Annotated in this window: 21 protein-coding genes and 1 tRNA gene; all 22 read right to left on the bottom strand. The window is 61.2% G+C overall.

All coding sequences use genetic code 11. From position 1 onward, the window contains the following. Positions 1-302: hypothetical protein (locus PHP59_RS08265; protein ID WP_300165915.1), on the bottom strand; the 302-nt coding region annotated here is incomplete at its 3' end. Beyond that, on the bottom strand, positions 299-523 hold the full coding sequence (locus PHP59_RS08260; RefSeq protein WP_300165913.1) for a hypothetical protein: 225 nt from the start codon (positions 521-523) through the stop codon (positions 299-301). The genes PHP59_RS08265 and PHP59_RS08260, both read right to left, overlap by 4 nt. Further along, positions 520-822: a hypothetical protein gene (locus PHP59_RS08255; protein ID WP_300165911.1), complete on the bottom strand. Its 303-nt coding sequence runs from the start codon at positions 820-822 to the stop codon at positions 520-522. Before PHP59_RS08255 ends, PHP59_RS08260 begins: the two co-directional genes overlap by 4 nt. Then, positions 819-1,196, bottom strand: a complete 378-nt coding sequence (locus PHP59_RS08250; protein ID WP_300165909.1) for a hypothetical protein — start codon at positions 1,194-1,196, stop codon at positions 819-821. The genes PHP59_RS08255 and PHP59_RS08250 overlap by 4 nt, the downstream gene beginning before the upstream one ends. Further along, a complete protein-coding gene (locus PHP59_RS08245) occupies positions 1,197-2,252 on the bottom strand; it encodes a hypothetical protein (RefSeq protein WP_300165907.1) in 1,056 nt (351 codons plus the stop codon). It lies immediately after the preceding gene. A gap of 148 nt (positions 2,253-2,400) precedes the next feature. Continuing rightward, positions 2,401-2,473: transfer RNA gene (locus tag PHP59_RS08240), tRNA-Thr, on the bottom strand. A gap of 17 nt (positions 2,474-2,490) precedes the next feature. Then, positions 2,491-2,736 carry a hypothetical protein gene (locus tag PHP59_RS08235; protein ID WP_300165905.1) on the bottom strand — a complete coding sequence of 82 codons (246 nt, stop codon included), beginning with the start codon at positions 2,734-2,736 and terminating at the stop codon, positions 2,491-2,493. Continuing rightward, on the bottom strand, positions 2,737-3,294 hold the full coding sequence (locus PHP59_RS08230) for a hypothetical protein (RefSeq protein WP_300165903.1): 558 nt from the start codon (positions 3,292-3,294) through the stop codon (positions 2,737-2,739). 197 nt (positions 3,295-3,491) lie between these two features. Further along, entirely contained in the window at positions 3,492-4,025 is a 534-nt protein-coding gene (locus PHP59_RS08225) for a hypothetical protein (protein ID WP_300165901.1), read from the bottom strand. Beyond that, on the bottom strand, positions 4,025-4,285 hold the full coding sequence (locus PHP59_RS08220) for a hypothetical protein (protein WP_300165899.1): 261 nt from the start codon (positions 4,283-4,285) through the stop codon (positions 4,025-4,027). Before PHP59_RS08220 ends, PHP59_RS08225 begins: the two co-directional genes overlap by 1 nt. A 36-nt stretch (positions 4,286-4,321) precedes the next feature. Next, a complete protein-coding gene (locus PHP59_RS08215; RefSeq protein WP_300165897.1) occupies positions 4,322-4,678 on the bottom strand; it encodes a hypothetical protein in 357 nt (118 codons plus the stop codon). Positions 4,679-4,688: 10 nt separating this feature from the next. Then, on the bottom strand, positions 4,689-4,841 hold the full coding sequence (locus PHP59_RS08210; RefSeq protein WP_300165895.1) for a hypothetical protein: 153 nt from the start codon (positions 4,839-4,841) through the stop codon (positions 4,689-4,691). Between the two features lie 156 nt (positions 4,842-4,997). After that, positions 4,998-5,381, bottom strand: coding sequence for a hypothetical protein (locus PHP59_RS08205; protein WP_300165893.1), 384 nt, complete (start codon positions 5,379-5,381; stop codon positions 4,998-5,000). After that, complete coding sequence (locus PHP59_RS08200; protein WP_300165890.1) at positions 5,368-5,727, bottom strand: hypothetical protein; 360 nt, start codon at positions 5,725-5,727, stop codon at positions 5,368-5,370. The genes PHP59_RS08205 and PHP59_RS08200 overlap by 14 nt, the downstream gene beginning before the upstream one ends. Before the next feature lie 6 nt (positions 5,728-5,733). After that, positions 5,734-5,976, bottom strand: a complete 243-nt coding sequence (locus PHP59_RS08195) for a hypothetical protein (RefSeq protein WP_300165888.1) — start codon at positions 5,974-5,976, stop codon at positions 5,734-5,736. Positions 5,977-5,984: 8 nt separating this feature from the next. Then, on the bottom strand, positions 5,985-6,935 hold the full coding sequence (locus tag PHP59_RS08190; protein WP_300165886.1) for a hypothetical protein: 951 nt from the start codon (positions 6,933-6,935) through the stop codon (positions 5,985-5,987). Then, a complete protein-coding gene (locus tag PHP59_RS08185; protein WP_300165884.1) occupies positions 6,895-7,419 on the bottom strand; it encodes a hypothetical protein in 525 nt (174 codons plus the stop codon). The genes PHP59_RS08190 and PHP59_RS08185 overlap by 41 nt, the downstream gene beginning before the upstream one ends. Positions 7,420-7,422: 3 nt before the next feature. After that, positions 7,423-8,382, bottom strand: coding sequence for a hypothetical protein (locus tag PHP59_RS08180; RefSeq protein WP_300165882.1), 960 nt, complete (start codon positions 8,380-8,382; stop codon positions 7,423-7,425). A gap of 41 nt (positions 8,383-8,423) precedes the next feature. After that, positions 8,424-9,263, bottom strand: a complete 840-nt coding sequence (locus PHP59_RS08175) for a phage minor head protein (protein WP_300165880.1) — start codon at positions 9,261-9,263, stop codon at positions 8,424-8,426. Next, positions 9,247-10,668 (bottom strand): hypothetical protein, encoded by a 1,422-nt coding sequence (locus tag PHP59_RS08170; protein WP_300165879.1) that lies wholly within the window; start codon positions 10,666-10,668, stop codon positions 9,247-9,249. Before PHP59_RS08170 ends, PHP59_RS08175 begins: the two co-directional genes overlap by 17 nt. A 40-nt stretch (positions 10,669-10,708) precedes the next feature. Then, entirely contained in the window at positions 10,709-12,169 is a 1,461-nt protein-coding gene (gene terL, locus PHP59_RS08165; RefSeq protein ID WP_300165877.1) for a phage terminase large subunit, read from the bottom strand. After that, the coding region (locus tag PHP59_RS08160) for a hypothetical protein (protein ID WP_300165875.1) at positions 12,114-12,332 on the bottom strand (219 nt) is incomplete at its 5' end. The genes PHP59_RS08160 and terL, both read right to left, overlap by 56 nt.

Raw genomic sequence — 12,332 nt, 5'->3', positions numbered from 1 at the left:
CACGAGGCGATGAAGCCGTTCTCGCTCTCGAATACGCCGACCTCGACGACCTTCCCCAGGCCGTCGGTCTTGATGCGGTGGGTGATCTCGTCTCGGAGCCCGCCGGCATCTACCCAGGCTTTCGACGAGCCTTTCTGCCGCACGGTGGACTTTGCCAGGGCCGGCCACCCTGGCCACTGGGCATCGATCATGTCCAGGATCCTCCCCTCGAGGTACTGCCCGACCTTCTCGGCGACCCGGGAGAGGATGGCATCGGTCTCCTGGAGAAGACGAGGGATGGAGTTGCGGTCCTCGACGGTCACTGCTCCATCACCATCCTCCCGCCCCGCCGGCGGATGTGCACGCCGCCGTCGTCGTGTTTTTTCTCCTTTTTCCAGGCCTCGGCCTGCTCTTTGATCTTCTCAGCCTTGATCTCATAATAGCGCTTCCAGGAGAGGATCTTGGTCAGCGGCCAGGCCCTGACAACGTCGATGTCGACGTTCAAGTTGTCTGCGAGCGAGAAGAGGAGGAGTTCTCCTCTCACTCGGGCATCCAGTTTTTTAGGGCATCGGGGGAGATGCCGAGCATCGTCTCCAGCCGGCGCACCAGGGCGGCCCTGATGCCGGGCTTCAGGGCGGCGGGGTCAAGGGCCGGGTCGACGACCATCCGCCGGATCAGCTCGGCGGTGTATCTCTTGCCGTCGAACCGCTCGCCCGCCGTGGCGGTGGCGACCAGGTCGATGTACTCGTCTGCGGTCAGCTCCTTCACCTGCAGGGAGACGCCCATCACCTCGACGGTGACGGGCTCTGGGGTGGCGATCCAGGAGTCAGGGACGCCGCTCATCCGTAGTGCCTCCGGAGCTTCTTGGCAAAGCCCTCGATGGATACAGTCCAGCCGGTCTTGAGATCGCCGCCGCTCGGATCGACCTTGCTGATCCTGGCGCCGGTCAGAGTGCAGGTGTAACCCGGGGCGACGAACGTCACGGAGACCTCGGTCTTGTCGTTTTTGTAGTCGTCCAGTTCCTGCAGGTACTGGCTGGAGATCTTGACCTTGGCGCTCCAGGTCGGCTTCTGGTGACTCTCGTTGTATCCAGTGACCCCGTCGGTGGCTGACTCGATCTGAGAGAGCTCGTCCCCAGGCTTGGCATCGAACTCGTCGAGTTCAGTGACCGGGATGGCTCCGACCTTCAGATAACACTGGCTCGGATCCCAATCCATTTAGATCGCCTCCAGGGTGAGGTTCAGGGTGAACTGATGGATGTCGCCGGAGAGGGTGGCCTGGACAGTGACGCCGGACAGACGCCGCTCCTCCTTGTCGGTGTCGGGGATGGAGTCATAGTCCGGCATGGTGATCGCGTACTCTGAGATCGCCCCGGCAGATTTGGCCGTCTCCATGGCACCCTGAATCTCTCCCTCGATGAACTTGATCCCTGCTGCGGTGTAGGGGATCTTTTCGGTGTTCATGCGGTAGGTTGCGATGGCGCTCTGCAGCGAATCCATGAGGTAATACTTGGTCCGGGTGATGTCCACGAACTTGGGGTCGTTGTCGCTTTTGGTCAGGAGAGCGTTGGAAACCCGGTTCGGGCCGTCGCCGAGGTCGGCAACATAGTTGACCTCGGCTGCCTCTAGGGTGGGCTCGTCGACAGGGTCGAAGTAGGTTGCGACGTTGCATTCGATGATCTTCCAGTAGGGAGTGACCCAGGGCTTGAGGACCATGAGCATGCCCAGGGCGGCGGCACTGAGATCGCCGGTGAAGTCGGCGTCGTTGTGGGCGAGGAAGAATCCGTTCGCCGAACTGAGCGCAGCGGTATCGGCGGCGATCTCGGAGACGGTCGCACCGGCGACGTTCGTGATCGTGAAGATCAGGTTGTTCGCATCGGCGAAGGCCTTGAGCTTCGCAGTGAGGGTGTCCTGGTCGCTGTAAATGCCGGCGAGGCAGACTCCGTGGATGAGACGGTTGAGGGCGTAGTTGGTGAGGGTTGCGAGGGCGGTCTCGATCTCGGTCGGCGTCGGGGACCCCGCACTGGCGACGGTGGCGCTGACGGCGTAGAGCTTCCGGGCACCCTGAGCGAAGATGGCCTCGGCGGCGACGGCGATGTCGGAGCTGGCGCCGTGGTCGGTCTGGACTGCGCCCAGGGTGGCGTAGAGTTTCGGGGTGAGTTTGGTCGCGTAGGGGCTTTCCCCCACGACGGCCGGGATACCCCACTGCGTCTGCAGAGCGGTGGCCGGCACCACAGACGCATTGATGGTAATGGCATTCGGTATGCTCGGCATGATAGATGCGTCCGGGGGGGGCGGATATAAAGCGAGGTCAGAAGGAGAGAATCCCGCCGCGGGCCGGGCCGGGCAAGCAGGGACGGGGACAGCTCCTGATCCGTGTGTTATTCTGTCCCTGCCGTGCCGGCAGGGTCCCGACGGGTGAAGCCACAGAAGGGACTCGAACCCCCTTCCTCCCGGTTACAGGCCGGGCGCACGGCCGGATGTGCTTCTGCGGCGATCGCTGAAAAAATGGTTACAGGGTGAACAGCGCCCTGACTGCGCTGACAAATTCCCGCCACTCTTTGGCGCAGAGGGCGAGTTCTTCGGCAGATGCGTTGTCGTCCTCGATGGTATCGCTAGCGGCGATGAGAAACTCGGCGGCCTCCTTGAGGGTCGCTTTCAGTTGTCGATATTTGTATGCAACGATGCCCCCAGACCCGGCGAGGATGCCGAGGCCCACGGTGGCGACGGTGGCGACGAGAGTGGGATCGAGGTCCACTCAGGTCACCTTCTTCACAGTTACGTCGAATGGATATGACTTCATCCACTCGACTGCCATGGCGTCATCTTCCCCGTCTTTCACCCGACCGACCATGACAACCACTTCGTGGATGCCGGCGGCCCGATATGCGGTGTACTCGGGATACGGCAGCACGGCGATCCCGTGTCCTCCGATGAATCCCCCTACATCAACAACCTTGATTTCCGAGGAATCTGCCGGGCTCCTCCCATCGACCCTGAGGGCGGTCAGCACCTTACCTTCTTTGACGCCGGTGAGCCTTACCCAGACCTCGGGATACTGATCTGGATCCACGTTGTCGTATGGCCTGGTCGCTCCGGTATCGCCCTCAGCATAATGGGTGTATATCCCGTCGACAATCAGGTCTCCTGTATTCTTGTAGTCGTCTGGGGTTGCGGCTGGCGTGACCGCGGTCATAGCCGTAGCAGAGCTGGTCGTCGCAGTGCTGCGGGTTGAGCGTTTCTTCAGGCCGAGATACCCGGCGACGGCCATTGCGAGCCCCACCAGGAAGCTTGCAAGCGTAGCAAGTATGTCCATGTGAAGGAGGTGCATGAGAAAGGGATATAAAGCAGAGTCGGGGGGATATCTGAGAATTGCGGCGCGATTCAAAACATTGACGGGTGAAGTTCCCCCGATTCAATATCGGGTGGCTATCCTTTGGTTTCTGATTTTTCAGGAGATGATATCCCTAGCATGCGCCCCTTTTCTGATCATCCCCCGGGAAATTTTGAGATCTACTTCATGACGACGTCCGGGTCGACGGTCTCGATGCTGCCGACCGTCTCCACCCAAGTGATCGAGGACCTGAGATAGACGTCGACCTGCCGGCGCTGCGTCCCCTCCTCCAGGTATGAGAGGTCAGAGACAGACGACCGGCCGTCGACGCCGATGATCTTGGGGAGGTCCCGGAGGATCCATATCTGCAGAGCATCGAGGTAGGCATGGATGATGTCCTCTGCCGTATAGTCGGTGACGGGGGCCCGGGCGTGGACGTTGATGCTGAGCGTCTCCAGGGTATGCTCACCACGGAGATACGATAGGTGGTCGTCGGCGACGATCTGGGAGAGGAGCCGGGTTGCAGACGTGCGGGCGTCGTCCAGACGGTCGCCGAAATATCGCAGCGTGACGGCCAGAGGATAGGTCTTGAGGAGCGAGCTGACGTCGGCGACACTGGCATATTCGACTATGATGGCATGCGACTCCAGGCCGAGGACCACTTCTTTCGGCAGCGCCTGGAAGATCGCCCTGCGGGTATCCTGGTCGATCATCACGCCCCCCGGCCGGCGAAGATTGTAGCCAGCCATCCGCCGAGGGCAATGAGGACGGTGCCAATGGCGATGAAATATTTATTGTGCGTTTCGATCTTTTCCTCCGTTTTAACGAGGCGTTTATCCTGTTTTGTCACAATATCTTCCAGTTTTGTCATTCTATCGTCCTGCTTTTCCCCCGTCTTTTTGATATCCTCAAGGGTTTCCTTGATGTGCCCGATATCGTTCATAATGACGGCGATGTCCGCCTCGACGCTCATAGATGGGCGTCGCAGAAGTGGAGCAATAAAAGACAGTCAATCTGTGCCTGGCACCGGGGCATGCTTTTTCAGCATGGCATCCCGGCACTCTGTCGAGCAGAAGGGGAAAATGACCATGTTGTACCGCTTCTTGGAGGACACGAAAAACTCCTCTACCTGTCGCCGAGTCATGTGGACGGTGTTATGACATTCGGGATTCATGCAGGGAAACTCGACGGTTTCCTCAGCCAGGCGGTCCTTTATCGCGAGGGTTTCGGCGAGGGTCTCTCTCTCGATGTCCTCCAGGGGGACGGCTCGGTCGTGCCGCCGGCCGTCATCGTCGGTGAACCGATGGATCAGGTAGGGCTTCCCCTTCAGGGTCCGTAGAAACATCGTTTCCTTTGAGTTCCCCATGGTGAACCTCTTATATGGCGTTATATTTTATGTTCGCTTTCTTTAAGCCGGTATTTTGCCGTTCACCGCGGTGAACGACCGAATCTATCAGCTCCTGCCGCCTGATCGCAATGTCGTTGATGTACTCGTCCGGGTAGACCTGGCCGAGTCGATAATGGATCACGATCGTAGGGATGAGAAGAGGGATTCGGTCCTTCCCACAGGTGTCATGGTAGGGGCAGTCCACGGTGCAGAGCCCTTGATGCGGACTTTTGCACAAAGGGAGGGTTTTGTGCATTAAATCTGTATCGCGGTTCCTGCCCATTACCGTTTCGGCAAATCAGATACTCTTCAGGTTCAGGGCGTAGGTCCTGCGAAGGATGCCTGCCGATGATGAGAGGAGGGGTGTCGACGACTCCTGTTGCTTGTTGATGGTCCACCTGGTGACGGTGGCGCCGTCGAGTTCGGTGATGTCCAGGAAGTCCCCGGGGGAGAGGAGCTGTGTCGTGGTGAACCTGCGATCGCCGATCTCATAGAGGCCTTCCGGAAGGCGCTGCAGGTCCCTGGCGGTGATGTCCTTGAGGTCGCCGCAGATGGCGACGGGGGGGCCCTCCCCCCTTGGATGGAGACGGCCGGTGTCCTGCTCGGTGTAGCCCGGGGTGATGGGGATCCAGAGGATCTGCTGAGGGTAGTCGAAAACAGAGAATGGGTCAGTAGTTGTCATAGGCAATGTCCATGGGGCTGTTCCCGAGCCGCCTGAGAAGGCGTGCGATGTCCTGGTCGAGGCGTTCGAGCTGACCGACCAGGTCGACATAACTGATGCTCTTTCCGTCTTCGGATATGGAGGCGACGGTCCGACCCGAGAGCGTGCGGGTGCGGGCTCGGAGCAGGTCCCTGGCGGCGACGAGACGCTGGGCCTTCGCACCGAGAGTTGTGTCGAGGGAGATGTTCCTGAGTGTCAGGTCAGCGGCGGCCTCCTCCAGGGCCTCAGTAATTCTGTCGTCAGAAAAGAGGTAGGGTTCGGCGGCGTCGCCGATCTCCTCGCGGACGGATGCGGCGGTGGCGGCCATGCGGATCTACTCCTCGGGGACCTCGGTGCTGGTGACGGCCGGGAGGTCGATGGTGGTGCCAGCCGGGACAAGATTCCCGGTGCGCAGGCCCCAGCGTGTCGCGGGAGTTTGGTGTGCCTCGTCGGCGGGGACCTGGATGACCTCGCCGCGTTTCGCCTTCGTGCCGTCGCGGAGTTCGATCATCGAACTCCTCACTTTGACAGGTATGGTGGGGGCAGGGTCTGCCCCCTTACGGGTTGGTTTTGCCATCGTCATCCTCAGGTAGTGTAGAGGCCGGAGACCACACAGCCGAGCTTCGGGAACTTGATGTTCGGCTCGCCCTTGGCCTGCGCTGTGAGCTTGTAGGCAACGTTGTCTTTGCCAAGCAGAGAGCCTTTGATGGTCTCTGTGACAATGGGGAATCTCTCCTGCCAGGTGCCGATGTCCTTTGCCTTCATGACGACGAGCTGGCCGACGTCGGATGGGTCCACAGCGTCATCGAGAACAACCCGCCGCCCGAGCAGGGTGGGTACTTCGCCGGTGACGACATATCCGTCCTTGCCCTGCGTGTTGTAGAGCCTGTTTTTGATGACGTCGAACGCTGAGAGATACCCGAAGGTGAGTTCGGACATGACGATGGTGTCTGGTTTCTGACCCTTGGTGGCTGTGGAGACGGTGCGGATGGCCTTCTGGACGTCGTAGAGCGGGTCGCCAGCAGACGAGCCTGCGTTGACGTCCCACGGGTTCTTGGCGTCGATTGCCCCGATTCCCGCGGCGGTGGTGACATCATCCCAGACCGTCAGGTCCTCGAAGTAGGACATGGCGTACGAGAGGTTCTTTGCCATGGTGCGGACCTCGTCCTCGTACCCGTCCTGCGCCTGTTCCGTGCTTACCTCAAAGTAGCCGCCATACGGGCGGACTTTCTTGGTCCCGCGAACGAAGGTGAAGTCAAGCTTGGGGAGACCCCCGCTCTCGGAGAGCCAGGTGATGTCCCCCACAGTGTCTCCCTCTTCATTTGTGGAGACGGTGGAGACCGGGATCGACTGGAAGCCCAGGAGGTTCCTGCCGATCAGGTTCTTCTTGTACTGGAGTTTGACTGCGGCCTCGACAACCTCGGGAGCGACCTGGGGGTTGTTGCTGAGGGCGAAGTCCTGCTTGGTGTATGCTGCGCCTGTCATGATGTTCACCTCAGTATGCGAGCACGAGCACCTCGTTGCCCGATGTTGCACCCTTCCAGATGATGCCGATGATCCGCTCGGGCAGGATGCCGCCGGCGAGGGAGGCGATCGCACCGTTCGCTGCGGTACTGGTGACCGGAGTCTCGCCCGCGGCGACGGCGGCGGCCAGAGACGATGCTGCCTTGACGGCCTGTTTGCTGACCGACCCCTGCGTGACCCAGGTGCCGAAGGTGAGGTCCCCCTCGGCGGTCATCCGGAGGATACGGCGGAAGCCGAACGGGAGCACGGATGCCCTGGTGCGGGCATCGAGACCCCCGGGGTTGGTCTTGGTGGTGATCGAATCTTCGAGGATGCCGATCGCCTTCTGGGCGGTGGCAGCGATGCCAACAGTCTCGTCGGCGACGATCTCGACGAGCTGCCGAGCCTTGTAGTAGAACCCGTCACTGTCGGCGGTGACCCCGGCGGTCTTGACCTTCGCCGACATGGGGGCGACGGAGAGGTCCCAGGCGACCGGGGATGTGACTGCGGACGACATCGCCTATCCCTCCAGGAACTTCTCCGCCTTCTGCTCCAGGGAGAGCTGAGCGGTACTGCCGCCGGCCTGGCCCTTCCCCTCCGGGGTTGGAGATGCCTGAGCTTTGCGGCGCTCGAGGTCCGCCTTGTAGACCTTGAGCTGGTCTTTGTTGAGCGTCTTGAGGAAGGGCCGGTTCACCTCGGGGTCGAGAGCAAAGATCTCGGCGATGGTGTCAGCACGTTCCAGGACGTCTTCCTGGGCGGCGGCCTGCTCCCTTGCAGCCTGGTCGGCAATCTGCTTCTCGAAATGCGAGACGATCTTGCCGACGGACTGTTCGAGGCTGGCGAGCCGCTTCTCGGTGTCTTCGGTTCCCATATCAGAGGGGTTTTCAGGGGCGGTATTTAATGGAGGGTCGGATTTGCGGGACAGTTCCCCGACGATCCCGGTGTTGGTGCAGGCGGGGTCGGTGACGATGCTGTCGTGGTCGATCCAGAGGTCCGTCCAGTAGTATTCGCTGGTGACACCGTCGTACTTCAGGTCCCCCCCGCACCGGATCGAGAAGAAGACGCCCTGAGGGGATGCCTGGACGATCGCTGCGGTGTCCTTCTGTGCAGAGGTGAGCTGGAGGAACTCGTGGTCCAGGATGAGTCCCTTGAGTTTCTTGCCGTCCTTCTCGACGGGGCCGGTCTGCATGTTGAAGGTGGTGCCGACCCTCTTGAGGAAGTCGTCCGAATGGTCCAGGACCAGGGGGACGTTGTACGTCCCGGCCTCGTCGCGGCCTTTCCTCCGCTCTGTGTTGGTCGGGATCGTGGCGATTTCCTCGGGCCGGAAGGTGGTGCCGTTCCAGGTCCCTTCGGTCATGGCGACAACCCGGCGCTTGACGGCCCCCCCTTCTTTTTCCTTGGCAAGGTCGGCCTTATCCGGGGGGAGGATGCAGTCGACTGCCCGGAATGTCAGGCTGAACTCGTGCGTTCCGATATCCATGCCTGTAGGGTCTGTGACGGGGATAAAAAAGGAGAGTCGGGTTAGGCGGTCGCCTGCTGGATGACCTGCTGCAGGAAGCGGGCGTCGTCGCTGCCCTCAGGAGTGTCCTTGAGGAGGTGCTCGGCCCGGGTCTTCCGCTCCCGGGCATAGGCATCGTCGGACCTGTCAAGGTCTGAGTCGTCGAACCAGGCCTTCATGCGGCATCTACAGTTAGGCTCCTTCATGACCTCGAGGGCCATGGCCTCTTCCTCTGTGCCGAAGATGAAGACCTTGCCGTGCAGGGCAAGGTGCGTCGGGCGTGTTCTCTCGTCGGCGACGGAGAGGTAGACCCAGCCTTTCCGCCCGGACTCTTTGTATCGCTGCCGGTGGCCTTCTGCCCAGGCCGCTTTGATGTTTGTGCGGGCGAGGGTGTTGGCGTAGGTCTCGGCGTCCATCGTGACGTTCCGGGAGATGGTTTTGATCCGCCATTCCAGGCTACCGTCAGGGTTGACGCCGACATATCGCCTGGTCTGCCCTTGCCGGGTGAAGGTGACGGACTGGCCCCAGCCGGCGTCGAGCTTCTCGACCAGTTGCGCACGGACCTCCTGGAAGGTGCGACCGTCCATGATGCCCCGCTCGATGACGCCGGTCAGATCTCCGGAGAGGTTGCCGAAAGTCTCGTCGAGGACTGGCCCCAGCTTGTCGATGACGGCGTCGAGGCCGTCGAGAGCAATAGGGGTGGTGACGCCGACCTCGGCGCCGGCGGCCTGCCCTCCGAGATCGTAGGCGACAGTGATGTACTGGGCGAGGACCTCGACGACGCTCTGCTTCGCAGCCTCGGACCTCCTAGTGATCCAGGCGGCGAGGGAGTAGAGGAGGTCCTCGTCAGCCGAGGATGTCACGGATCTCCTCCGCCATGTTCTCGACCTCGGCCTTGAGCTGCTCTCGGGCAGACCTGGTACCTGAGGAGACTGTCTTCGGGACGCCTTTCAGAGAGTACTGATCGGGCTGCCCTGCCTTGGTCACGGCGGGATACCCCATGTCCTCCAGGAACTTCGCCGCGGACGAGGCGGGGAGGTATGGGAATATCGGGCCGATGATGGCTGCCTTCTGCAGGCGGTCCTCCGGGGTGAGGTCCTCGAACTCGAACCAGGCGGCGTCGGGATTGTAGCCGTTCGCCCGCATCCAGGGGGCGAGGAGTTGGTCTTCCAGGATCTCGGCGAAGAGGCGGCGCTCAGGTGCGATCTCCCGCTCGAAGAAGGCCAGCTGGATTGTCCCGACCGACTTGTTGCTTGCCGAGGACTCGTTGAAGGAGTCGGCCCAGCACATGGCGGCGTTGAACTGGTCCTCGAGATGGTCGATGGCCTTGGAGACTGCTGCAGGGTTGCCCTTCGGCTCGACGAGGTCCACGTCCATTTTGTCCTGGTTCCCCTCGCCGGCCCTGAAGAAGAAGTCCATCCCGGCCCTGATGCCCTTCTTGAACCCTTTCTTGAGGACGTCGCACGCCCCGGGGTCGTCCCAGACGTCGGCGGGGATGATGAACTTGTGTTTCGGGTCGCCGTGGCGTTTGACCATGATGGCCTGGTCCTTCTCCATGCCGAGCTTGTTCATGATCAGCACGTAGTTCTGCGCCATCAGGCTGATGCCGTTCGGATGGCGGGCGCTGGGGTAGCGGGGGATGAAGATGAGCTCGTTAGGTTTGAAGAAGACTTGCCGCTGGCTTTCCGAATCCACGACGATATAATTCTGGATGTATCCGACGATGGTGTCGCCGTTGCCGGGGGTGAGGGCGTCTGCGTATGGCTGGTTATCGGTGTTTTTGAGGGCGGCTTTGAGGTTTTCGACGTCGGATTTTGTGTTTCTGAAGACCGTGACGCTCGGCGGGTAGAGGTTGCGGATCTTTGCGATTTTCGTGTTGCTTGAGAGGGTGCCGGTCCCCCAGACGGGCTCGATGAATGTTCTGCCGTAGATGTTCCAGTATCTGACCGCCGTCGTGAGTTCGGTTCTGAGATGGATGCGGCGGGAGGTTTCGTCGCAGAGGACCTGACAGTTGTCTTCCTGGCTTTTGAGGGAGAACGCCATCACGCTCTTCGCCAGGGTGTTGACGATGCGGGCGATCTTCCCCTGCTCGGCGGCCCACTCCGACCAGGTATCCCATCCTTCTTTCGGGACGAAATGGGGGTCATAGACGCTGCCCCTGGCGGCGGCGTCCGCGTCATCGCCCCCCGGACCTTCATGGAATTCTGCCATATCTGCAGGCAGCGAGCGCCTGGAGAGGGTGCGGGAGAGCGTTCTGAAGATTTTCATGCCTGCGGGGTCACTGGGGGGGCTAAAAAAGGAGAGTCGGTTATAGGATATCGTCTGGAGAGGAGATCTTACGCCGGCCGGTAGGCATCTTGAAAAACATGATCCCTGCATAGGCTGCGGTGTCGACCTGGTCGTCGTGTGCCCCGGTTTGGAACGCAGCGAGTTCTTCTTCCCATTCGTCGAGCCATGAGGCTGACCGGGGGTGCCAGACGGACCCATGTTCATAGTATGCGGCGACGGTCAGGGCTCGAGTGTATTTGTCGCCGTCGGGGTCAAGTGGGACCACCGGCAGGCCGCTCCGGACCGCGGTCTGGTAAGTGGTCTTCCCGAGGTTTGCAGGCTCGACGCCGATCTTTGCCGGCCGCCACTTTGCCGCCTGGCTTGTGATGTTCGCCAGGTGATCTGGGCCCTCCACCCGCGTTCTGAAGACGTCTAGGAGGAGGAGGTCTCCAGACTTGGACTTCCCCCAGGTCGAGAGGACAAACCAGTCTGCACTTGTCTTCAGGCTGCCGGCGGGATCGCAGGTCTGGAAGATGGTCAGGTACTCCCGTGCGAGGCGGCGGTCGCCCTCAGGGGCATGGAGGATGTAAACCCCCTTCTCTATGGAGTAGTAGCGGAAGAACTCACGCTTGAAGAGGCCGCCCTCCGGATCGCTGGGGTGCTGCTGATAGAGGGCATTCCATTCATAGAGAGTGGTGGAGCCCTTGGTTGCCTCCAGGTCCCCAAGGGGAAACCTCTCCGGCCAGAGGGGGGCCCCGGGGGCACGGCCGAGGGCATCGTCATCCTCGGCGAGGGCAGGGAGGTTGAAGACTTCCCACTGCTCCCCGGTGCCAGCCTCCATCTCGTGGAGGAGGTAGCCAGCGAGGTCGTCCTGATGCCAGCGAGTCAGGACCAGGATGATAGCCCCGCCAGGGGCGAGACGGGTCCTGAGAGTGGTCCTGTACCACTCCTTGACAGCTTCTCTGATGGTGGGAGACCGGGCCTCCTTCATGTTTTTGAGAGGGTCGTCGATGATGGCGATGTGGGCACCCTTTCCGGTGATCGCCCCGTCGACGCCAGCTGCAATGACAGCCCCTCTGTGGCCATCAACGCCCCACTCTTTGACCGATGAGGAACTTTTGGAGAGATGGACCCCGAAGATCTGAGGGGCAAACTCTGCAAACCGGTCCCGACATACCTCCGAATGGGATTCTGCCAGGGCTGCCCCGTATGAGGAGATGATGACGTCCCAGTCGGGATGCTTGCCGATGACCCAAGACGGAAAGGATTTTGAGATGATCTCGCTCTTGCCGTGCCTAGGGGGCATGGTCACGATGAGGCGCTTGATCTCGCCCCGCTCGACGGCCTCCAGCTTGCGGCAGAGGAAGTCCAGGTGCCTGGCCGGCTTCCAGAGGCCGTGTGACGTATGCTCAGGGTAATATGAGAGGTCGGTGCGGAGTAGGGTGTTATGGGCGAGCGATCTCACGGAGACGGGCTCTGAGGCGCTGCCGGCAGTCGTCACACATCACCCCCTCGACGATTGTCTGGAACTCGGCGAAGATGGGGTTCTGCAGGATGGTGATGTTGACCTGGTTGTCGGGAGGGAGGTCCCCGAGGAGCTTGGCCTGGAGGGCGAGCTGCTCCCGGATCTCCCTGAGGGCGAAGATGGCGGCCCTCGGGTCTTT

It is taken from the genome of Methanofollis sp. (genome assembly GCF_028702905.1).
Lineage (GTDB): Archaea > Halobacteriota > Methanomicrobia > Methanomicrobiales > Methanofollaceae > Methanofollis.
The sequence above is the reverse complement of the archived record's forward strand: the minus strand, read 5'-3'. Positions and strand labels throughout refer to the sequence as shown.